Source organism: Limosilactobacillus oris DSM 4864 (assembly GCF_001434465.1).
In the GTDB taxonomy this organism is placed as follows: domain Bacteria; phylum Bacillota; class Bacilli; order Lactobacillales; family Lactobacillaceae; genus Limosilactobacillus; species Limosilactobacillus oris.
Window position 1 is genome coordinate 37,478 of the sequence record NZ_AZGE01000001.1, and the last position, 19,858, is coordinate 57,335.

Consider the following 19,858-nt stretch of genomic DNA (forward strand, 5'->3'; position numbering starts at 1 on the left):
GAGTTCTGCCGGCTTTCCCGTCACCGCGCCGTTATTTCTATAATCAGGTCTTCAGTGCTTGGCCTTGCCAGGTACTGGGGACCTTTTTTGTACTACTAGGGCTAAAAGACTACGTCACCCAGTCAGCATTCAGCGATTTTATTTTCTGGGAAAGAGCGCGATGAAAGCGCTATAATATATAGTATAAGAGTTGGTGCTTGTTACAGGAAGGAGACATTCTTATGTATTATTCTAACGGAAACTACGAAGCCTTTGCTCGACCACGTAAACCAGCTGGCGTAGATAACAAGCATGCCTATATCGTTGGCGCCGGTCTTGCCGGGTTATCCGCAGCCGTCTTTTTGATTCGGGATGCCCAGATGCCGGGAAAAAACATTCACATCTTCGAAGAGCTCCCGGTTGCCGGGGGTTCATTGGATGGTCAAGACCGCCCAGACGTTGGCTTTGTAACCCGCGGCGGGCGTGAAATGGAAAACCATTTTGAATGTATGTGGGACATGTACCGGTCAATTCCTTCACTGGAAGTGCCAGGCGCATCCTACCTCGACGAATACTACTGGTTGGATAAGGATGATCCAAATAGTTCCAACTGCCGGTTAACCTACAAGCGGGGAAATGAGGTGCCAACGGACGGGAAGTACCTTCTTGGCAAGTCTACCAAGGAGCTCATGAAGTTAATCCTTACTCCCGAAGATCAGCTGGGGAACCAGACAATTGGCGACTACTTCTCTGACGAATTCTTTGAAAGCAACTTCTGGATTTACTGGTCAACCATGTTTGCCTTTGAAAAGTGGCACTCATTGGCGGAGATGCGCCGGTACGCGATGCGCTTTATCCACCATATCGATGGCTTGCCTGATTTCACCGCCCTCAAGTTTAATAAGTATAACCAATACGAATCAATGACGAAGCCGCTCCTTGCTTACCTTAAAGATCACGACGTCAACTTTGAATATGATAGCCAAGTTCAAAATGTCCTTGTCGACACCAAAAATGGGGAGAAACACGCTCGGAAGATTGTTCTAAAGCAAAGGGGCGCAGATAAAACGATCGCGCTCACTGATGACGACCTTGTCTTTGTTACTAATGGGTCAATTACGGAAAGTTCTAATTATGGCAGTCACCGTCAAGTTGCGCAACCTACGCGGGCCCTCGGTGGTAGCTGGAAGCTATGGGAAAACATTGCAAAGCAGTCACCGGCATTTGGTCACCCCGATGTTTTCTGCAAGAATATCCCCAACCGCAGCTGGTTTATTTCCGCCACCGCAACCGTGAAGAACCCTCAAGTCGAACCCTACATTGAACGGCTCACCAAACGGGACCTCCACGATGGAAAGGTTAATACCGGTGGAATAATTACGGTAACGGACTCTAATTGGATGATGAGCTGGACAATTCACCGGCAACCTCACTTTAAGAGCCAAAAGGAAAACGAAACGATTGTCTGGATTTACGGCCTATACTCAGATACCGAGGGGAACTACATTAAAAAGCGGATTGTTGACTGCACCGGGGAAGAAATTACTAAGGAATGGCTCTACCACCTTGGTGTACCGGAAGCGTTAATTGATGACCTGGCAAAGGAAGAGTCAATTAATACCGTTCCGGTTTACATGCCATTTGTTACCAGCTACTTCATGCCCCGGGTTAAGGGTGACCGTCCCGCGGTCGTTCCTGAAGGTTCTGCCAACCTTGCCTTTATCGGCAACTTCGCCGAATCGCCGACCCGTGATACGGTCTTTACAACCGAATACTCTGTCCGGACGGCAATGGAAGCCGTATACTCGCTCTTAAATGTTGACCGGGGAGTACCCGAAGTCTTCAACTCCATTTACGATATCCGTGAGCTAATGCGGGCAATGTACTACATGAACGATAAGAAGCCCCTTGAAGACATTGACTTACCAATTCCAAAGATGATCAAAAAGCCGCTATTGAATAAAATCAAGAAAAAATGGATTGGCGAATTGATGGAAGACCAGCACTTACTATAATTAAACAAGGCCCTTGGAACGGAAAATAGTTTCAGGGGCCTGTTTGGTCCGCGCATTTTGTGGGGAAGTGCTATACTAGAAGCTGAAAGCGGTTACTGAAATAGTAATTAAGTTAAAGGAGCGCGCGATTGCGATGGAAAGTTTACTGTTGATTTCGTCATTTGTACTAGAAACAGCCTTATTGTTAGTGGTTAAGCGGGTTTACTCCTAGCTCAGCTGATGATGAGGACAGGCACCAGCCGGAATGTTCACCGGCTGGTGCCTTTTTATAATGGAGTCGGCTTAGAAGATATTATTTACTTTAACTAAAATTAAAACAAAAAAACTAAAATAAAAACCAGCAAACAAATAATTGCTCACTGGTTGAATTCTAATTATTCAGTTTCTTCGGTGTAACCCGCAATGTCTTCTGGCCCGTGAAAGTAACGAAACCGGGCTTAGCACCATTGGGTTTCCGTAGTCGCTTGACGGGAAGGTAGTCGACTGGGACGTTATCCGAATCCCGTCCCTTAGAGAAGTAGGCGGCGAGCTGGGCCGCTTCTAAAATCGTCTCGTCACTCGGGTTAGTATCCCGAATGACCACGTGGGACCCCGGAATATCCTTGACATGGAGCCAGATTTCGTTCTTGTTGGCAGTCTTAAAACTCAAGCGGTCGTTTTGCAGGTTGTTTTTTCCAACCAGGACGGTAGTGCCGTCACTGGTGTGGAACTGCTCTGGCTTGCTAGCACGAACCTTGCGTTGCTTTTTACCCTTGTGCTTTCGCTTAATGTAACCCTCTTCTTGCAATTCCAGGCGGATTTCCTGAATATCTGCCGGGGAGGCGAGTTCAATTTGGTTTTGAATATTTTCAAAGTAGTCGATTTCAGCATTAGCCAGTTTGAGCTGTTCATTAACGTGGGCGACTGATGCCTTGAGCTTGTCATATTTCGTGAAATATTTTTGGGCGTTTCGCGACGGGGACAGCTCAGGTGACAGACTAATTTTTAGCGGCTTGTTGTCATCGTAGAAGTTAGGCAGGGTAATTGAATCCATCCCCGGCTTTAGTTTGCCCAGATAGGTGGTCAGAATTTCGCCCCTAATCCGGTACTGATCGGCCTTGCTAGCATCGTCAAGTTCTTTATTTAACTTCTTGACCTTCCGCCGGTCCTTTTTCAACTCGTTTTTAATCACCTTGATGACTTGTCCAGCCAGTTCCTTAGAACGGTCCTGTTGGGCCTTTTGCTGGTAATAATTATCAAGCAAGGCAGAGAGGGTAGCAAAAGACTGGAGCTCATCTGCCGCCGCATTTAACGGTGGGAAAGCCATGAAATCCTTCTTCCGGCCGTCAATAATCACGGGCTCGGGCTGGTCAAAGTGATGGATGAACTGCTGGTAAGTTGTCGGTAGGTGGTCACTGGCAATCAGTCGGTCTGCAAGGTCACGGGCAGTATCACGGCCTAGCCCCTCGTAGCGGGCTTGCAGTTGTTTGGCTAGTTCTTGAGGATCCGGATATTGGCGAACAAGGTCGCTATAAATTTGGTTCGGCAGGTAAGGGTTAGCCTTATCCTGCTTCGGCGGCATCACAAAGGTCGCTCCTGGGAGGAGGAGACGGACCCTGTTTTGGTCGGAACCCACGTGCTTAATGGTGTCAATAATTTTGCCCGTTTTTTCATTAACCAGTGAGATGTTACTGTGACGGGCCATGATTTCACTGACTAGAACCAGGCGCTGGCTGTCGCCGAGTTCATCCCGGGTGTTAAAAGTCAACCGGATGATTCGGTCGTTGCCCACCTGGTCAATTCCTTCTAGGATTGCCCCGTCAAGGTACTTCCGCATGGTCATGGTAAAGTTGGTTGGGACAGCGGGATTGGTGAAGGGCACTTCGGTAATCTGGACCCGGGGATAGGTTGGGTTGGCCGAAAGCAAAAGGGCGTAGTTATGACGCTGGGCGCGAATTGTGATGATCAGTTCGGCCGGGTAGGGTTGACTGATCCGGGCGACGCGGCCCGTCTTCAAGGTAGAATTTAATTCATGCACGATGGCATGGGTGAAAAAGCCGTCAAAGGACATGGTGATTACTCCTTTTTGTTTTATTCGAACAAGTTAAATGCGGTTATTATTATAACGTTTTTCGCAAAAAAGACACAAGCTAGAAGGTTTATCAGCTAGAAGAATTGTTTGGTTTATCGGCGTTCATGTGGTATGCTTCTTATATTATTGATATTTAATTTTTGCAATTATTCAAAGTTTATAACGACTTGGAGGAAGAGAAGATGAAAATCGCTGTTGTGACTGACAGCACCGCCAACATCACTCCTGAAGAGGCGGCGAAGAATAATATTCACGTAGTGCCCATTCCATTCTCAATCGATGGGCAAAATTTCCGTGAAGGGGTCGACATTTCAACCGATGACTTCTACCAAATGCTGAAATCATCTAGTTCATTCCCCAGCACGTCTCAACCATCAATTGGTGAAATGATGGAATTGTACCAGCAACTAGCCGCAGACGGCTACGATACCGCCATCAGCATCTTTTTGACAGGCTCAATTTCTGGTTTCTTGAACAACGTTGCTCAGATTGCAGAAGAAATGGCCGATACGATTAAGGTAATCCCATTTGACTGTCATATCACCTCGGAGCCGATGCACTACATCGTCTTAGAAGCGGCAAAGCTGGTTAAAGAATACGATAATCCTGACGAAATTACCAGCCGGCTCCGCACGTTGAGTGATACGGTTGGTGACCTCTTCGTGGTTGATGACTTGCAAAACCTGGTGCGCGGTGGTCGGCTATCGAATGCTTCGGCCTTTGTTGGCTCGATTCTAAAGATTAAGCCGCTCCTGTCATTCGACAACCCTAACCACTCAATCGAAGCCTTTGAAAAGGTGCGGTCGATGAAGAAGGCTAAGCTCCGTTGTGAGGAGATTTTTAATGACAAGATTGCTGACGTCGACTACCCGGTTCGTGGAATGGTTATCCATGCCAACGCGGAAGAGGCGGGGCAAAAGTGGCTGGATAAGCTCCAGGCGGATCACCCTGAAATTGACTTTAGCCTGGGCTACTTTGGTCCGGTTATCGGGACCCACCTGGGACAAGGAGCTTTGGCGTTAGCATGGCTGCAAGACACGTCAAAGAAGCCGCTCTAATGAAGATGAAGAAACAGCTAAAAACCGCGGGAATTATCATTCTCGCGGTTGTATTAATGTTATTGCTGGGTGTCAACAGTTGGCGGATTAGCGCGCCGACCGCCGTCCTGGTTGCGCCGCTTGCTGGCCTGGTAGCAGTGTCGATGACAATTGGCCTGGGAACTGTCAGCGGCGTTGCCACCGCACTGGTTGGTGGCCTGGGACTGCTTTTACTGGCGAGCGCGGATTGGCCCCTCGTCCTTAATTTCCTTGTGCTGGCCCTTCTTGTCGGTTGGCTGATTGGCTGGCGCATTCCCCTTGGTCAACGGGTAACCCAGCAACAGCTGATTTGGTTGGGGATTGTCGCTGGTATCAGTGAATTTATCCTTAATCTGGTTCAAGCGGCTCTGGTTGGGGCACTGACGGGTGCAGGCTGGTTGATTTTTATCCGCCTGGCCCTGCTTCCCAGTGTACTAACGGCGCTCCTGTATGCCGTTTTGGTGGGCCCCCTGGCAATGTTCTGGCGCTGGCTTGGCCGACAGGTCCTGCCGCCGGAAGAGCAGGAAGGCGATTCCGAAAATTCGCCACAGGGCTCGGTGGAAATTGACCTTAGTAACAAAGATAAACATAAGCAGAAGTGAGGACGTAACAATGGAAAGTTGGTTGTTTTTAGCGCTGGTACTGGCAATTGCGGTTTTTGGCAAAAATACCTCATTGATTATCGCCAGTATCGTTGTGATGGTGCTTAAACTCCTGCCGATGACGACCAAGTGGCTACCGATTATCCAGAATAAGGGGATCAATTGGGGAGTAACGGTGATTTCCGTTGCCATCTTGATCCCGATTGCGACGGGACAAATTACCTTTAATGACCTGTGGAAGGCCTTTCGGACGCCGGCAGGCTGGATTGCGATTGCGGCCGGGATTGCCGTAGCCATTTTATCTAAGTACGGGGTCAATCAGCTGGCCGCCGTTCCCCAGGTGACCGTTGCTCTGGTCCTCGGAACGATCATTGGTGTGGTAGTTTTCAAGGGTGTGGCCGCGGGGCCGGTCATCGCAAGTGGAATGACCTATTGTATCGTGACCCTGCTTAATTTACACTTTTAACAAAAAAGAGCATGACAGAGGTGTTCAAGTTACTTCTGTCATGCTCCTTTTTGCTAGCACTCGTTGTCCCATTCACTGTAAAATTCATCCAGGAAGTTTTCCAAAACCTGCTGGCGGTGACGGGCAATTTGCTTGGCAGTTGCCGTCTGCATCATGTCAGCAAGTTTCAGAATTTTTTCATGGAAATGGTTGATAATCGTTTCGTCTTCTAAGTTGCGGTATTCTTCGTGGGTCATATTCTCCCGCGGCTTAACCAGTGGATCATAGATCTTTTCGTGGTGGGCACCGCCGTAATAAATGGCCCGGATGATCCCAATGGCCCCAATCGCGTCTAACCAGTCAGCGTCACGGACGATTTCCCCAATCTTGGTCAGGTGAATCGGCTGGTCATCAAGGGTGTGGGCAAAAGAAATGTTGGCAATCACGTCCATGATAGTGATAATGTCGGCATCATCAAAGTCGTGTTGTTCGAGGTAGGTCCAGAGTTCTTCCTTTGCCTCGTCAACGTTGGCAACCAGCTTCTCGTCGATCGTGTCGTGAAGATAGGCCGCGGCAACCGGAACGAAGGGGTCCACACCTTCCCCAATCGCAATCTTTTTGGCCATCTTAACGACCCGATTGATATGGTCCATCCCGTGGCCCGTGCTATCCTCACCCAGTTTCTCAACCGTATAGCGCTTTACAGCAGCAATCTGTTGTTCGTGATTCATTCCCGTCTCTTGCTCCTTTTTAACTAATATTCTAAGGGTACCTAATTTTTGCTGGTGGTGCAAGCAGTCATGGTTACCCTAACACCAACCGGTCACCAGCGAGAAAGCTGTCTTGGAAACGACCAGGACTGCGGAGGTACTGCTTGCCGAATTCGTCAATCAAGCCGTGGAAGTCTTGGGCCCGGGCCAGGTCGAAGTAGGCGCTTAGCCGACAACGCTTTGCGAGCGAACGGTAGTCGGTCAGACCCGTAATTCCCAGGTGGGTAAAAAGGGTTCGTGCGTACTTATCGCTGACAAAGGTCGGGATACCAAAGACAAAGGTCAGCAGGACGTCGGCGGTTTCCTCACCGATCCCATGCAATGCCAAGAGCTGATCACGCAGCTGGTCACCGTTCTCGGCCACGACCCGCTGGTAATCGAAACCGTACTGGCTGAGCCAAGCAAAGACCGCTTGCACTGCCCGGGACTTGTTGCGGTAAAAACCGGCTGGGCGCGTTAAGTCCTGAATTTGCTCAAGTGGCAGCTGATGGATTCTTGCCGGGAGAAATTCACTCGCCTGGCGAAAATTTGCGACGGCCCGGGCAGCATTTTGCCAGTTGGTATTTTGAATCATGATGGCGCCAATAATGATTTCGGCTTTAGAGTCGGCGGGCCACCAGCCTGACGGTCCCATTTCCTGCCGCATTTTTTGGTAGAGTTGTTCTAAGGTCAGTTCCATTCTAGTGACTCCTTATTTTGCCCAGAAAAACTGGATGAGCAGTTTATTAACTGCTGGGTTGTGGTGCAACAGCTCGTGGGAGGCATTCTTCCCGGTAACCTTAACCTCCCGGTATGATTTGGCCCGGCCGTTAATCAGGTAGCGGAGGGTCTGACAAGAGCGGTTGCTGACCTGGCTATCGTTGCCACCGCCAATATCACCGTAAATGTTGAGGACCTTGACTTGGCGGGGGTAGGTCTGGCGGAGCGGCAGGAGTTTTTTGAAGGCGTCATTTTCGGCCGAGGGTTTGCCAGTTTTCTTGTCGACGGTCAGGTTTTCCGGCTCATTCCAGCCAATCGCACCATCAAAGGTTCCGGCCATCGCAACCTGTTTTTGTACCTGGGGAAGCTTTTTATTCTGAGCGTTAGCCAGCAGGTAGTACATTACGGCCATGTTGCCCATCGAATGGGCCTCAATATTGATCTTTTTAAAATGGTACTGCTCCTGCAGCTTGACGATGACGTTTTTAACCCACTGTCCCTGCAGGGGGTAATCGGTATTGCGGCTATTAACAAAGTTGACCATTACCAGCGGGTTAGTAGCGCCATCGGGGATTCGGCCCTGGAGTGTGACCTTGCCGTTGGCCGCTACTTCAGCGGTAATGACCGTCTTGCTGACACCGGCCTTTTTAATGCCGTTGATCATGTACTGCTCGGCATGGGCCCCGCTGTTATAGCCGTGAAAAAAGAGCGTTGGGGTAGGGGAGTGAACGTACTGTTGGCTGGCCTTGACGGGTTGTCCGGTTAGAATAAGTGCAATGCTGCCGGCGAGGAGACAGAGAAATAAATTTTTGATCTTAGACAAATTAAAACCTTCTTTAATCATTTAGTGCTATCATAGCATTGATAGCTAAAAAATTTCTAAGCAAACCGGCTCTTTATTTTTAGTTGGCAAAAATAAAAGAGTGTGGTAAAGTTTTTTACGTTGATTCTGTGAAAAACGATTAACAATCAAAATCAGAGGGGAAGGATAACGATGAAACTTAAAAAGGCCACGATGGAAGATTACGACCAAATTATGACGATCCTGCGTGATGGCAGCAACCAACTGGCAGAACAAGGGATTGACCAATGGCAGGGTGATTACCCTAATCCAGATGTTGTTAAAAATGACATTAAGAATGGTTGGGCGTATCTCGCTGAATCCGCGGATGGCATGACTGTTGGTACTATCGCAATCGTTGATGGTCCAGATCATTCATACGATACCATGAAGGGAAACTGGCTGATCGATACCGATAAGTACGTTGTTCTTCACCGGATCGCTATTCACTCCAGCCACGCCGGCCACGGATACGCATCAAAGCTGTTCGTTGCGGTCCTTGATTATATTAAGGAACACCGGACGGACATTGAGACGATTCGGATTGATACCCATATCGACAACAAAATTATGCAGCACTTGATTACCAAGCACGGCTTTAAGAAGGTCGGCGAGGTGTACGGCTACTACCGGCCAGATGAAGTGTTGTACGTTTACGCACAGCTGACCCATTCAGAAGAAGATAAGTAAAGATTTGATTAGTCCTCCTCAGTGGGGGCTTTTTTATTGCTTTCGTCCACTACGTACTGGAGGAACTTTTCGGCAGCGGGGGCGAGGACATTGTTTTTCCGCCAGACCATTACATGGCCGGTTTCCTTGGCGGGAGAGAAGGGGATGAACCGAACGTCAGGATCTTTTAAGATGTCAGTTACACCCTTGATGGCGACAGCATAGTAGTGACCGGTCCGGATAAGTTCAAGGGCATTATTGGGCAAGTTGTTGCTAGCCATGATATTTAGCTTGGTCTGATCCAGTTGAAGGACGTCGCTGACTTCATCACGGATGATGTTCCGGCGGGGGAGGATTAGGGGCAGTTTATAGAGGTCTTCCTTAGTGATGTGCTCCCGCTTAGCAAGCGGATCATCGGCGCGCATGATCACACCCCAATGTTCTTTTTGGGGCATTACCAAGTAGTTGTACTTGGCTGCCTCAACCGGTTCTAGCAGGCAAGCCAGATCGGCAGTTCCTTCATCAATTTGCCGGCGTAAAATGTCGCCGTCCCCGTCAAAGATGTTAAAGCGGACTGCCGGGTGAGTTGCTTGAAACCGGTCAACGAGTTTCATCAAAGCGATTGAAGCGGCGGAAACAGCGCAGCCCAGGTTAACCGTCCCCACCAGCTCCTTTTCGTGCTGGTGGAGGTCGTCTTTGGTCTGATCTAATAACTGGAGCATGGTGGTAGCGCGTTGCTGAAACAGCACTCCGGCCTTGGTGAGTTGAAGGCGCCGCTGGCTACGGTCAAAGAGCGGCACATCCAGTTCATGCTCCAGGTCCATAATTTGCCGGGACAAGGTTGGTTGGGTAATGTGCAATTGCTCCGCCGCTTTCGTGATATTATTGGTATGAGCGACGGTTAAAAAGTATTTTAAGACCCGCGTATCCATCTGTCTTCCTCCAAGTAAAGTTAATATGATTATTATAGCATTAAGGAGTGTCCGACATGGCGCAAGAAGCGTTGATTCTTTATTATTCTCAATTTGGCAGTACTGCCCGGCTGGCAGGTCAGATTCGTCAATTGACCGGAGCTGATATTCTTCGTGTCCAAACCGCACTTGATTTTCCCGCGGATATGGAAGACACTGACCGGGTGTACAAACGGCAGCGACAACGGGGACAGCTGCCTAAACTTGTAAACCACTGGCCGGATTTTAATTACTACGATGTGATTCTAGTGGGCGGTCCGGTATGGGATGGGCAGCTCTCGTCGCCAATTATGGCGCTACTGGAACGGTTGCAGGGCTTCGAAGGCAAGGTCGCCCCGTTTAGCACGGGTTGGTCCGCGACGGGGAATTATCAGCAGGACTTCACTGCCCATGCCGGAAAGCTGCGGGTCCTTCCCGGCTATCACATCTTGACCCACGGGCGGCCGCGGTATGACCAGGCAAGTCTGATGTCCTGGCTGCGGAAACTATAATTCACTTTTTGCATGTAAAGGTAATTGAAATAAGCATTTCACATTGCCGTGACTCCGGTTTAGACTAACGGTAATGAAATTCAAGGAGTGATTATAATGGCAAAAAATGAAGAAGCAGTAAAGAAGGACCTGTTTGGCTTTGGTGAAAAGAACGTTGCCTTTGCTAAGTACTTTATCGGTGACAGTTATTTAAATGGGCTGGTGGCACCTGACGACAACATTGACGTGAATGTTTCTAACGTTAACTTTGAACCCGGTTGCCGGAACGACTGGCACATCCACCACGATGGATTCCAAATCCTTTTGGTAACTGCCGGTGAAGGTTGGTACCAAGAAGAAGGCAAGCCAGCTCAACTGCTCAAGCCGGGTGACGTGGTTGCCATTCACGAAGGTGTCAAGCACTGGCATGGTGCCACTAAGGACTCCTGGTTCTCCCACATTGCGATTACCAAGGGAACTAGTGAATGGCTGGAAAAAGTTGACGATGAATATTACGATCAACTCGAAAAGTAAAAATTTAAAGGGGCTCCGGCCTCTTTTTTATTTATATACGGAAAGAAAATTTTTACGCATTCCCCGTTTCAAAACTGGACAAGGAATCCCCACTTGCGGGATAATCGAATTAATTATTAGCAACGGGAGACTCTGCTACTCATGAACTTATTATTTTCAATTGACGACCGTTTTTACCAGCAACTGCTAGCAACTCTATATTCCATTAAGCTCAATTCGAGCTTTGCTGGTGAGGAAGTGAACGTCTATGTCATTGCTAATGGACAGTTTCACTATTCGGCCCAATTAGCGGCCGGGTGTCAGCATCTGGGGATGCACTACTACGAGGTACCGATTCCGGATACTGCCTTTCAAAATGCCCCGGTGACCGATCGCTATCCGCTAACCATTTATTACCGGCTCTTAGCACACCTGTACCTACCGAAGGACCTGCACCGCATCCTCTATCTGGACGCCGACATCCTCTGTATCAATGACTTGCAGTCGCTGTATAACACCGACCTGACTGGCTATCTTTATGCTTCGGCAATCCATACCAATTTGACCAACGCAACCGAGGTTATTAACAAAATCCGCCTACAAAACTTTGATGCGGATGGTTACTACAATTCGGGCGTTCTGCTGATGAACCTTGACGAGATCCGTAGTCATGTTCAGCCGGATGACATTTTTAACTACATCCGTAGCCACGTCCTCCTGCTGCCGGACCAGGACGTGCTTAATGCTCTGTACGGCCACCATATTAAGTCCGTGCCGGACGAACTGTATAATTTTGATGTTCGCAACCTGCGAATTTACGAAACGATTTCAATGGGAGTCGATACCCTAGATTGGGTCATGAAAAATACCGTCCTCCTTCATTATTGCGGGCGACAGAAACCATGGTTGGAGAACGTCAACCATGGGAAGTTCACGGCGTTATATAAGAACTACTTCCAAATGACTAAGAAGTTCTTGTTAGGTTAATAGGGGAGGGACTTTTAATGGCAGATACTTTGAGCAAACGGGTTTCACTGATTGAATTGTTCTACGACCTGGTCTTTGTCTACATGGTTTCCCAGGCCACGGGCCTGATTCACCACCTGCACCACGGCGTCGTTAGTCTAACAACGCTGGGAATTTTCTTCCTGGTCGTAATTGTCTTTATCAATTCTTGGATGGTGCAGATGGTTTTTACTAACCGCTATGGTAAATCATCGTGGACTAACATTATCTTTTCGTTTGTCGACATGGCAATTGTGCTGTACATGTCGAATGCCTTTACGGCGACCTTTGACCGGAAGCTGGCGACCTTTTTCATTGCGGCAGGCTTATTGTCGTTAACGCTGTGCCTGCAATACTTGATTACCTACTTCCAGGCCAAAAAAGAGGTGGATAAGAAGATTACGGTGGCGTTTACGGGAATCCTCGGCTTCCGGACGGTCACCCTGCTGATTGGTGGTTTCTTCTATAACACCTGGGGGATTGCGATTGCCCTGGCTGGAATCGTGGTTAGCTGGATTGCGCCGGCGTTTACTGGTAAGTATACCCGCCACCACCCGATTATCTTTTCCCACATTCTGGAACGGTTGACGGCCCTGATTATCGTGATGTTTGGGGAAACTATCGTCGGAATCGCGGATTACTTTACCCGAGAAACGCTCTCCTGGCCGTCAATTCTTATCTTTCTCGTTGTGGTAGGGCTCTTCTTTACCTATATCGTTGAATTCGACCACCTGATTGATGAGCACCGGTGCAAAGAGACGGGAAACCTGCTGATTTATCTGCACTACTTCATTCTGTTTGGCCTGAGCATGGTGACCGTCGCGCTGCGTTTTATCCACGAACCAGAAGCCAACCATGTCTTTGCGGTGACCTTCCTGTATGTAGGCATTCTGCTCTTCTATATCGGTTTAGACATTGCAAATTATTATAACCAGCGTCATTTACGGGTAAGCCCGGTGGTAAAGGGGGCCTTTATTGCCGTCACCCTGGCCGGCTACTTAGTATCATTAACCAGCCATGAGTTTGCTCTGTTAACGTTAGTTGCGGCACTCGTAACGGTCATTAATGCGGGGATGCTGGTCCGCTTCCTAATCAAGCAGAATCAGTAGTTTGCTGCAAACTACTGATTCTTTGTTAGTGTTTTCTATTGACATATTGGGAAACGACGATATAATGTAAACATGAAGTTAAATGAAAAACTCTTTAAGGCGCTCGCTAATAAGACGCGCCTAGAAATCTTACAGTGGCTCAAGGACCCAGAAAATGAGATTCACGTGCCCACCTGCATACCCATTAGCGAGGAAATCAAGGATTATGGGGGTGTCTGTGTTAGCGACCTGGTCAACCAATCGGGGTTGGCACAGTCGACAGTTTCGTCATACCTCAACATGCTAGTGGAGGCGGACCTGCTGATAGCGGTGCGACATGGTAAGTGGACATTCTACCGTCGGAATGAGGCGGCAATCCAAAAGCTGGGTGAGTTGATCAAGGAAGAATTGTAGTGATTCTTCTTTTCTTTTGCGAGTATAAATCGTTAAATAGCGATATGTAAATGTTGAGGAGGTTGGATGATGCTAGTAAGTCAAATGGTCGGTTTGAGCGTGATGGCAGTCCTGCTGCTGGTCTTAACAGGAGGCACGCCGCGGAAGAAACGGTAGGGAACTTGGGAGTGGGGACAGAACTAGCTTGACTAGTTTGTCGTTCCATCTCCGTTAACCTATGGGGTGGTCAAGCGCTGGCTTATCAGCGTTTGAACTGCCAGCCAGCTACTGCACTGTTGCGTTTTTACCTTTAAGTATATATTTAAGAAGTTGAGGTAATTCCTAGCCTCAGTTAAATCTTTTTTAGCCTACACTGACTACAATTTAGTCTAAAGGAGTGACGTTATTATGAAGAAAATTGTTGTGTTAACCGGAAGCCCACACCACCCGGGAAGCTCGGAACAGTTAGCGGATGCTTTCGTTAAGGGTGCTACTGAAGCGGGAAACGAGGTTTACCGCTTTGATGCTGGCCGGCGGGTCAATGAATTTTCGCTGATTCAATTAGAAGATAATCATCCGGAGCAGGAAGTTGAGGTCGAGCCAAACGACATCATCAAACGGGAAGTCATGCCCAAGCTGTTAGAGGCTGACCTGGTGGTGCTGGTCAGTTCCCTTTATTACTACGGGATCAATTCGGCCTTGAAGGCGGTGATCGACCGTTTTTACAGTTATAATCACGAACTGCACGGTAACAAACAGGCAATCACCTTGGTTTCCGGCTACGGGCAGGAGGATGCCTTTGCTTCCCTGAATTTGTATTTTAAACAGTTGTTGGATTATATGCGTTGGCAGCCAGCGGGGAGTGTCTTGGCAGCCGATTCGTGGAATGAAGCAAAACTTTCCCGGCATGTTCAGGAGGCATATGCACTGGGCAGGTCAATTGCTTAGTCTTTTCTTTACAGCTGAGGGTTAATGTGAACTGCTTTATGGCGAAACTAATTTGTTGACAGTTGCCAGTGGTAGAGTATAAACTATACTTACTATTTATAAGCATAAAGATATTTGTAAGGAGATGCTTACAGTGAAGATTACGGTTGTTCATAATCAGCCTACGGTTAGCTGCTGTTGTTAAGCCTCCTATTGGGAAACCTTTAGCTTGCAACAGTATTCATTAATAAGTGAGGTGGTTTAATGAAGCAGCCTTCATTGCGGATCGGTATCCTTAACCTAATGCATGATAAGGTCGATACCCAAGAGCGCTTTAACAAAGTTTTGCAAAATGGCCCGTACGAAGTTGAAGTCGATTTCTTCTACCCCCGGAGCCATTACGCTGGTCGCCCGGTTCCGGACCTGGTTCAGCAAATTTCACAACCCTTGGATTTGCGGAAAGTTACGGAGTATGATGCCTTTATTATCACTGGTGCCCCGGTTGAGCAGCTGCCATTTGCAGAAATTACCTACCTAGAAGAAGTTCACCGACTGATTGACCGGTTGGTAGAGCAAGGGATTCCCCAACTATATATCTGTTGGGGAGCAATGGCGGCGGCCGACTACCTTTATGGTATTCCAAAGCAGTTTTTACCGGAGAAACTCTTTGGTGTCTTTCCCAACTTTCGGCGCGAACCGGACCCGTTGCTGGCAGGACTGCCCGACGGTTTTTGGGCTCCCCATGCTCGCTACGCGGAATTAGATGCTGCACGGGTAGCCGCAGACCCACGGCTGGTCATCAATGCAGTTACTAAGGAGCAGCGTTTATTTTCATTCCGGGCGCGTGGACAAAGTCAGTATTTCCTGTTTTCACACTTGGAATACGGTCGGGATGCCCTGCTAAAGGAATACCGGCGTGAACGCAATGCCCATCCTGACATTCAATACTTAAAGCCGCAAAACTACTTCCGGGATCCGCTTCACATGAAGGGGCCGGAGTTCAGCTGGGAACGAACCCAGCGCACTTTCTTTGACAACTGGCTGCGATCGGTTGCTGAACAAATGACCGTTAATCAATTAGTAAAGGAGTAATAACTATGACTAAAATCGTTAATTCAATCGTTGACTTGGTAGGGAACACCCCGCTTGTAAAGCTGAACCGGGTGGTGCCTGAAGATGCTGCTGACGTATACGTTAAACTTGAATTTCTTAATCCCGCGGGTTCAATTAAGGACCGGATCGCCTTAGCAATGATTGAGGATGCGGAAAAGGCGGGAAAGCTGCAGGCTGGGGGAACCATTGTTGAACCGACGTCGGGGAATACTGGTGTTGGTCTGGCAATGGTTGCCGCGGCAAAGGGCTACCACCTGGTAATTACCATGCCGGAAACGATGAGTGTTGAACGGCGGAAGTTAATGCAAGGCTATGGTGCCAAACTGATCCTGACACCCGGAGCTGATGGAATGAAGGGGTCGATTGCGAAGGCTAAAGAATTAGTGAAGGAAAAGGGTTACTTCATGCCAATGCAATTTGCTAATCCTGCTAACCCGGCAATTCACGAAAAAACAACTGGGCAGGAAATTTTAGCAGCGTTTGGAGATGTGACCCCAGATGCCTTTGTCGCTGGAGTTGGCACTGGGGGAACCTTGACCGGTGTTGGCCGGGCGCTAAAGAGTGCTGGTAAGGCGGTTCAGGTATACGCCTTGGAGCCCGCTGAATCACCGTTGCTAAAGGATGGCAAGGGCGGCAAGCACAAGATTCAGGGAATCAGTGCTGGCTTTATCCCGGATGTGTTAGACACTGATATTTATGACGGAATTCTGGAAGTCAAGAGTGATGATGCGATTGCTATGGCTCGTGAGGTTGGTCACCGAGAAGGCGTCCTCGTGGGGATTTCTGCGGGTGCTAATATCAAGGGAGCCATTGAAGTCGCTAAGAAGCTGGGCAAAGGCAAGAAGGTTGTCACTGTTGCTGCGGATGGTGGCGACCGTTACTTATCAACTGAATTATTCGATAACTAAACGATTAGCAGCGCACAAGAGGCTGGGAGAAAACGATGGTTTTCTCACCAGCCTCTTGCTAGTTCTTAACTATTATAAAGATAACGTGCGAAAACAATAGGCTAACTGCGTGTCGTAACCACAGGGCTAGTGGCTAACGCCGCGAAGCAAGGCTATTTGCCGACGAACGCTAGCCGGCCCGTGCTGTGCCAACTATCGTTCTAGGTTAGCCATACGGCCTGTCGAGAAGGTTATTTCCCACTCACATTTTTTGTAAAAATTACTTGCCTTAAAGTCGACTGCAAGGATTAAACTATTGTCAATCATTAAGGGAAAGAAGAGTGAAACAGATGATATACAAAGATTTAGCAGGTAAAGTAGCAGTAATTACTGGTGGCTCTAAAGGAATCGGGAATGCAATTGCCGAACGGTTTGGTCAAGAGCACATGAATGTAGTTATTAACTATAATTCTGATCAGGCAGGTGCGGCCAAAGCAGTTGAACTAATTGAAAATGCCGGCGGTAAGGCAGTGGCAGTTCAAGCGGATATTTCTAATGAAGAAGGCGTGCAAAAACTTCTTAATACCGCTGTTGATTCATTTGGTGACTTGGATATTTGGATTAACAATGCTGGCATGGAAAACCAACACCCAACCACAGAATTAAGCCTTAAAGATTGGCAGCGGGTCATCAATGTTAATCTAACTGGTGTTTTTCTGGGCTCTAAGGCTGCGTTGAACTACTTCTTGAAGAATAATAAGAAGGGTAACATCATTAACATGTCGTCTGTGCATGAGCAAATTCCGTGGCCAACATTTGCTCACTACGCGGCCAGCAAGGGTGGTGTTAAGCTCTTTACGGAAACAATCGCGATGGAATATGCCGATAAGGGAATTCGGGTCAACGCAATCGGTCCTGGTGCCATCAACACCCCAATCAATGCTAAGAAATTCGCAGATCCAAAACAATTGGCTACCACGACTTCAATGATTCCAATGAAGCGGGTTGGTAAACCAGCTGAGGTTGCGGCTGCGGCTGCTTGGCTGGCATCCGATGAATCAAGCTATGTGACCGGGATTACCATGTTTGTCGATGGTGGGATGACACTGTACCCTTCCTTTGAAGGTGGCCGCGGTTAATAAAATTTTTAATTAACGGTGTAAAAAAAGCGGTACATATTTTGGTGCCGCATTTTTAATACATAGATGTAATTTGATTTGAAAGGACGTGCTTGTGGATGAAAAAGAACCATTCAGTTTTTAACATTGCCTGGCGAACGGTAATGTCATTTCTTGGGATTACCATCTTATCACTAGGAACTGCTTTTTTGCGGGGTGGCCAAGTGGGGTTAGATCCCTTTACGGCTACTAATACCGGGATTTCAGGGTACTTAAATTTGAGCCTTGGGGTATACCAAATGCTGGTAAATGCAGTTATTTTCATTTTTATTCTGGTGCTAGACCGGCATAAAATTGGTATTGGGACCTTGCTTAACATGGTCTTAGTCGGTTTTGAAGTGCAGTGGTTTATTGCACTCTACCAACAGCTATTTGGTAACCACCTCAATATCATTGTTATTATTTCCAACTTGATTATCGGCTTAATTCTTTTCACACTCGGGGCATCAATGTACATGGGGGCTGAACTTGGCGTTGCCCCTTACGATGCCATTGCACCGATTTTATCGGATCATTTCCATACGCAGTATCGGACCATTCGGATTGTTCAGGATATTCTCTTCATGCTAGTAGCCTTCTTGATTGGCGGACCAGTAGGTGTCGGGACCGTTATCGTAGCCTTCTTTACCGGGCCGCTGATTACCTACTGGGATAATCACGTCAGTCTTCCGATGCGCCGGGCAATTGACGGCGTTGAAGACTTGTCGGCCGGTCGCCGGGTAGCAAACCTATTGACGCGTTTCGGGAAAAGCAGCTATAACTTAGTAACCCAATCATATGAGTTAACTAACCTGATGCAGCGCCGGCTGTCACAATATTCGCCTAAGGATATCGAGGATCAGCTCAAAATTACCCGACGGAACATGGAAATTGCCAAAGCCTCGTATCAAAGTTCTGAACGCCGTTATGATATGTTAAGAGGGGAATTGCAACGGCGGAAAAATGCAGCTGCTCAGCAGGGTAGTGGTCCGCTGGCAGTTAAGACTCAAGATAACAAATAGTAAATTAGGGGATGACTACTGATGGCAGAGAATTTCATTATTGGTACTTACACAAATAAGGATAGTCAGGGAATTTACCGGGTCACCTTGAACGCTGGTAAACTGGAAAAGGTGCGGTTAGCGGTTAAGGTGCAAAAACCGTCCTATCTCCAAGTAGGGACTAATCATCTAATTTATACAATTAAAAAGGGACAAGATGGTCAAAAAGGGGTCGCTATCTACAAACTGGCTGGTGATAATCCTGAGGATGCTAAGCTGGTGGACGAGCAATTATTTGCTGCACCTTCTCCTGCCTACATCGGGTTAGATGAACAAAGACACTTATTATTTGCAGCTAATTACCATGGCAGCCGGGTTGATGTGTTTGCTTTAGGTCCGGATAATGATCGGTTAGAGCGTACTGACGTTGTAACTCATACGGGGGTAACTGGTCCTGCTCCAGAACAAGATATTCCGCATATTCACTATGCAGATTTAACTCCTGATGGCCGACTGGTAACCTGCGACTTGGGTTTAGACCTAGTGACTATTTATGATATTTTGCCTGGTGGTAAACTAGCGGAAGTCAGTTGCTATCATGAAGAGCCGGGATTCGGTCCGCGCCACTTAGCTTTCCATCCGAATGGTCGGTATGCTTATATTTTGGGAGAACTTAGCAGTGAGCTGGATGTCGTAAAATATGATTCAACCACTGGTCGCTTTACCCGAGTTCAAAGGATTAAGACAATTCCGGCTAACTGGACAGCCCATAATGCTGCTGGAGCAATCCGGTTATCGCAAGATGGTAAGTTTGTATACACTAGTAACCGCGGTGAAAACACAATTGCTGTCTTTAAAATTAACCCTAACTTTACCGTTGATCACATTCAGTCGATTAGTAGTGAGGGTGATTATCCGCGGGACTTTAACCTTAGTAGCAACGAGAAATACCTGGTTGTTGCTAATCAAAACTCTGAGAATTTAGCTCTTTACCAACGCTCATTAGGCACGGGCAAGTTAACTTTATTGCAAAGGAATATTTTCTGCCCTGAACCGATTTGTGTCCAGAAAGGTTGATAAATCAGTAATTAGTGGTGAGCTGATTAGTGATATTTCGATAATTGCTATTTTTTTAGAAAAAAGGCTTGCCTTAAAGTCGACTATAA

General features: G+C 47.7%; 21 protein-coding genes. 16 read left to right on the forward strand and 5 right to left on the reverse strand.

Annotated features, from left to right (window positions below):
• Nucleotides 1–221 precede the first annotated feature (221 nt).
• Complete coding sequence (locus tag FC49_RS00190; protein WP_056983650.1) at nucleotides 222–1,994, forward strand: oleate hydratase; 1,773 nt, start codon at nucleotides 222–224, stop codon at nucleotides 1,992–1,994.
• Nucleotides 1,995–2,364: 370 nt separating this feature from the next.
• Here FC49_RS00190 and FC49_RS00195 read toward each other — a convergent pair whose 3' ends face one another.
• Entirely contained in the window at nucleotides 2,365–4,044 is a 1,680-nt protein-coding gene (locus FC49_RS00195) for an NFACT RNA binding domain-containing protein (protein WP_056983653.1), read from the reverse strand.
• Nucleotides 4,045–4,247: 203 nt separating this feature from the next.
• Between FC49_RS00195 and FC49_RS00200 the strand changes: the two genes are divergently transcribed.
• Genes FC49_RS00200 through FC49_RS00210 form a run of 3 tightly spaced genes read left to right on the forward strand, consistent with a single transcriptional unit; the run spans nucleotide 4,248 to nucleotide 6,209 of the window.
• On the forward strand, nucleotides 4,248–5,123 hold the full coding sequence (locus FC49_RS00200; protein ID WP_056983655.1) for a DegV family protein: 876 nt from the start codon (nucleotides 4,248–4,250) through the stop codon (nucleotides 5,121–5,123).
• Nucleotides 5,123–5,743, forward strand: a complete 621-nt coding sequence (locus FC49_RS00205) for a hypothetical protein (RefSeq protein WP_056983657.1) — start codon at nucleotides 5,123–5,125, stop codon at nucleotides 5,741–5,743. The genes FC49_RS00200 and FC49_RS00205 overlap by 1 nt, the downstream gene beginning before the upstream one ends.
• Before the next feature lie 10 nt (nucleotides 5,744–5,753).
• On the forward strand, nucleotides 5,754–6,209 hold the full coding sequence (locus FC49_RS00210; protein ID WP_003714923.1) for a DUF441 domain-containing protein: 456 nt from the start codon (nucleotides 5,754–5,756) through the stop codon (nucleotides 6,207–6,209).
• Nucleotides 6,210–6,262: 53 nt separating this feature from the next.
• Here the strand turns inward: FC49_RS00210 and FC49_RS00215 are convergent, their stop codons facing one another.
• The 3 genes from FC49_RS00215 to FC49_RS00225 all read right to left on the reverse strand — a co-directional run bounded on the left by FC49_RS00215 (nucleotide 6,263) and on the right by FC49_RS00225 (nucleotide 8,501).
• On the reverse strand, nucleotides 6,263–6,919 hold the full coding sequence (locus FC49_RS00215; protein ID WP_191976057.1) for an HD domain-containing protein: 657 nt from the start codon (nucleotides 6,917–6,919) through the stop codon (nucleotides 6,263–6,265).
• A gap of 73 nt (nucleotides 6,920–6,992) precedes the next feature.
• On the reverse strand, nucleotides 6,993–7,637 hold the full coding sequence (locus tag FC49_RS00220; protein ID WP_056983659.1) for an endonuclease III domain-containing protein: 645 nt from the start codon (nucleotides 7,635–7,637) through the stop codon (nucleotides 6,993–6,995).
• A gap of 12 nt (nucleotides 7,638–7,649) precedes the next feature.
• Nucleotides 7,650–8,501, reverse strand: a complete 852-nt coding sequence (locus tag FC49_RS00225) for an alpha/beta hydrolase (protein WP_056983661.1) — start codon at nucleotides 8,499–8,501, stop codon at nucleotides 7,650–7,652.
• 150 nt (nucleotides 8,502–8,651) lie between these two features.
• Between FC49_RS00225 and FC49_RS00230 the strand changes: the two genes are divergently transcribed.
• A complete protein-coding gene (locus FC49_RS00230; RefSeq protein WP_056983662.1) occupies nucleotides 8,652–9,188 on the forward strand; it encodes a GNAT family N-acetyltransferase in 537 nt (178 codons plus the stop codon).
• An 8-nt stretch (nucleotides 9,189–9,196) separates the two neighbouring features.
• On the opposite strand, the gene FC49_RS00235 is transcribed toward FC49_RS00230, so the two are convergent.
• On the reverse strand, nucleotides 9,197–10,099 hold the full coding sequence (locus tag FC49_RS00235) for a LysR family transcriptional regulator (RefSeq protein ID WP_056983665.1): 903 nt from the start codon (nucleotides 10,097–10,099) through the stop codon (nucleotides 9,197–9,199).
• Between the two features lie 56 nt (nucleotides 10,100–10,155).
• On the opposite strand from FC49_RS00235, the gene FC49_RS00240 reads away from it, so the two are divergent.
• The 11 genes from FC49_RS00240 (at nucleotide 10,156) to FC49_RS00290 (ending at nucleotide 19,769) form a co-directional block, all read left to right on the forward strand.
• Complete coding sequence (locus FC49_RS00240; RefSeq protein ID WP_056983667.1) at nucleotides 10,156–10,629, forward strand: flavodoxin family protein; 474 nt, start codon at nucleotides 10,156–10,158, stop codon at nucleotides 10,627–10,629.
• 96 nt (nucleotides 10,630–10,725) lie between these two features.
• Entirely contained in the window at nucleotides 10,726–11,142 is a 417-nt protein-coding gene (locus FC49_RS00245; RefSeq protein ID WP_056983669.1) for a cupin domain-containing protein, read from the forward strand.
• Between the two features lie 141 nt (nucleotides 11,143–11,283).
• Nucleotides 11,284–12,108 (forward strand): glycosyltransferase family 8 protein, encoded by an 825-nt coding sequence (locus FC49_RS00250; RefSeq protein ID WP_056983671.1) that lies wholly within the window; start codon nucleotides 11,284–11,286, stop codon nucleotides 12,106–12,108.
• A 17-nt stretch (nucleotides 12,109–12,125) separates the two neighbouring features.
• Nucleotides 12,126–13,235 (forward strand): low temperature requirement protein A, encoded by a 1,110-nt coding sequence (locus tag FC49_RS00255; RefSeq protein WP_056983673.1) that lies wholly within the window; start codon nucleotides 12,126–12,128, stop codon nucleotides 13,233–13,235.
• Nucleotides 13,236–13,307: 72 nt separating this feature from the next.
• Nucleotides 13,308–13,628, forward strand: coding sequence for an ArsR/SmtB family transcription factor (locus FC49_RS00260; protein ID WP_003713309.1), 321 nt, complete (start codon nucleotides 13,308–13,310; stop codon nucleotides 13,626–13,628).
• A gap of 387 nt (nucleotides 13,629–14,015) precedes the next feature.
• Entirely contained in the window at nucleotides 14,016–14,555 is a 540-nt protein-coding gene (locus FC49_RS00265) for a flavodoxin family protein (RefSeq protein ID WP_056983675.1), read from the forward strand.
• A gap of 243 nt (nucleotides 14,556–14,798) precedes the next feature.
• A complete protein-coding gene (locus FC49_RS00270) occupies nucleotides 14,799–15,626 on the forward strand; it encodes a homoserine O-acetyltransferase/O-succinyltransferase family protein (RefSeq protein ID WP_056983677.1) in 828 nt (275 codons plus the stop codon).
• A gap of 5 nt (nucleotides 15,627–15,631) precedes the next feature.
• Nucleotides 15,632–16,555 (forward strand): cysteine synthase A, encoded by a 924-nt coding sequence (gene cysK, locus FC49_RS00275; protein ID WP_056983678.1) that lies wholly within the window; start codon nucleotides 15,632–15,634, stop codon nucleotides 16,553–16,555.
• 332 nt (nucleotides 16,556–16,887) lie between these two features.
• Complete coding sequence (locus FC49_RS00280) at nucleotides 16,888–17,673, forward strand: glucose-1-dehydrogenase (protein ID WP_164477253.1); 786 nt, start codon at nucleotides 16,888–16,890, stop codon at nucleotides 17,671–17,673.
• A gap of 98 nt (nucleotides 17,674–17,771) precedes the next feature.
• Nucleotides 17,772–18,713, forward strand: a complete 942-nt coding sequence (locus FC49_RS00285) for a YczE/YyaS/YitT family protein (RefSeq protein ID WP_056983682.1) — start codon at nucleotides 17,772–17,774, stop codon at nucleotides 18,711–18,713.
• A 21-nt stretch (nucleotides 18,714–18,734) separates the two neighbouring features.
• Complete coding sequence (locus FC49_RS00290; RefSeq protein WP_056983684.1) at nucleotides 18,735–19,769, forward strand: lactonase family protein; 1,035 nt, start codon at nucleotides 18,735–18,737, stop codon at nucleotides 19,767–19,769.
• Nucleotides 19,770–19,858 lie beyond the last annotated feature (89 nt).

Excerpts from the sequence above, each read along its gene's own strand:
- FC49_RS00190 (WP_056983650.1), top strand. The coding sequence starts at position 222 with ATGTATTATTCTAACGGAAACTACGAAGCCTTTGCTCGACCACGTAAA.
- FC49_RS00195 (WP_056983653.1), bottom strand. The coding sequence starts at position 4,044 with ATGTCCTTTGACGGCTTTTTCACCCATGCCATCGTGCATGAATTAAAT.
- FC49_RS00200 (WP_056983655.1), top strand. The coding sequence starts at position 4,248 with ATGAAAATCGCTGTTGTGACTGACAGCACCGCCAACATCACTCCTGAA.
- FC49_RS00205 (WP_056983657.1), top strand. The coding sequence starts at position 5,123 with ATGAAGATGAAGAAACAGCTAAAAACCGCGGGAATTATCATTCTCGCG.
- FC49_RS00210 (WP_003714923.1), top strand. The coding sequence starts at position 5,754 with ATGGAAAGTTGGTTGTTTTTAGCGCTGGTACTGGCAATTGCGGTTTTT.
- FC49_RS00215 (WP_191976057.1), bottom strand. The coding sequence starts at position 6,919 with ATGAATCACGAACAACAGATTGCTGCTGTAAAGCGCTATACGGTTGAG.
- FC49_RS00220 (WP_056983659.1), bottom strand. The coding sequence starts at position 7,637 with ATGGAACTGACCTTAGAACAACTCTACCAAAAAATGCGGCAGGAAATG.
- FC49_RS00225 (WP_056983661.1), bottom strand. The coding sequence starts at position 8,501 with ATGATTAAAGAAGGTTTTAATTTGTCTAAGATCAAAAATTTATTTCTC.
- FC49_RS00230 (WP_056983662.1), top strand. The coding sequence starts at position 8,652 with ATGAAACTTAAAAAGGCCACGATGGAAGATTACGACCAAATTATGACG.
- FC49_RS00235 (WP_056983665.1), bottom strand. The coding sequence starts at position 10,099 with ATGGATACGCGGGTCTTAAAATACTTTTTAACCGTCGCTCATACCAAT.
- FC49_RS00240 (WP_056983667.1), top strand. The coding sequence starts at position 10,156 with ATGGCGCAAGAAGCGTTGATTCTTTATTATTCTCAATTTGGCAGTACT.
- FC49_RS00245 (WP_056983669.1), top strand. The coding sequence starts at position 10,726 with ATGGCAAAAAATGAAGAAGCAGTAAAGAAGGACCTGTTTGGCTTTGGT.
- FC49_RS00250 (WP_056983671.1), top strand. The coding sequence starts at position 11,284 with ATGAACTTATTATTTTCAATTGACGACCGTTTTTACCAGCAACTGCTA.
- FC49_RS00255 (WP_056983673.1), top strand. The coding sequence starts at position 12,126 with ATGGCAGATACTTTGAGCAAACGGGTTTCACTGATTGAATTGTTCTAC.
- FC49_RS00260 (WP_003713309.1), top strand. The coding sequence starts at position 13,308 with ATGAAGTTAAATGAAAAACTCTTTAAGGCGCTCGCTAATAAGACGCGC.
- FC49_RS00265 (WP_056983675.1), top strand. The coding sequence starts at position 14,016 with ATGAAGAAAATTGTTGTGTTAACCGGAAGCCCACACCACCCGGGAAGC.
- FC49_RS00270 (WP_056983677.1), top strand. The coding sequence starts at position 14,799 with ATGAAGCAGCCTTCATTGCGGATCGGTATCCTTAACCTAATGCATGAT.
- cysK (WP_056983678.1), top strand. The coding sequence starts at position 15,632 with ATGACTAAAATCGTTAATTCAATCGTTGACTTGGTAGGGAACACCCCG.
- FC49_RS00285 (WP_056983682.1), top strand. The coding sequence starts at position 17,772 with ATGAAAAAGAACCATTCAGTTTTTAACATTGCCTGGCGAACGGTAATG.
- FC49_RS00290 (WP_056983684.1), top strand. The coding sequence starts at position 18,735 with ATGGCAGAGAATTTCATTATTGGTACTTACACAAATAAGGATAGTCAG.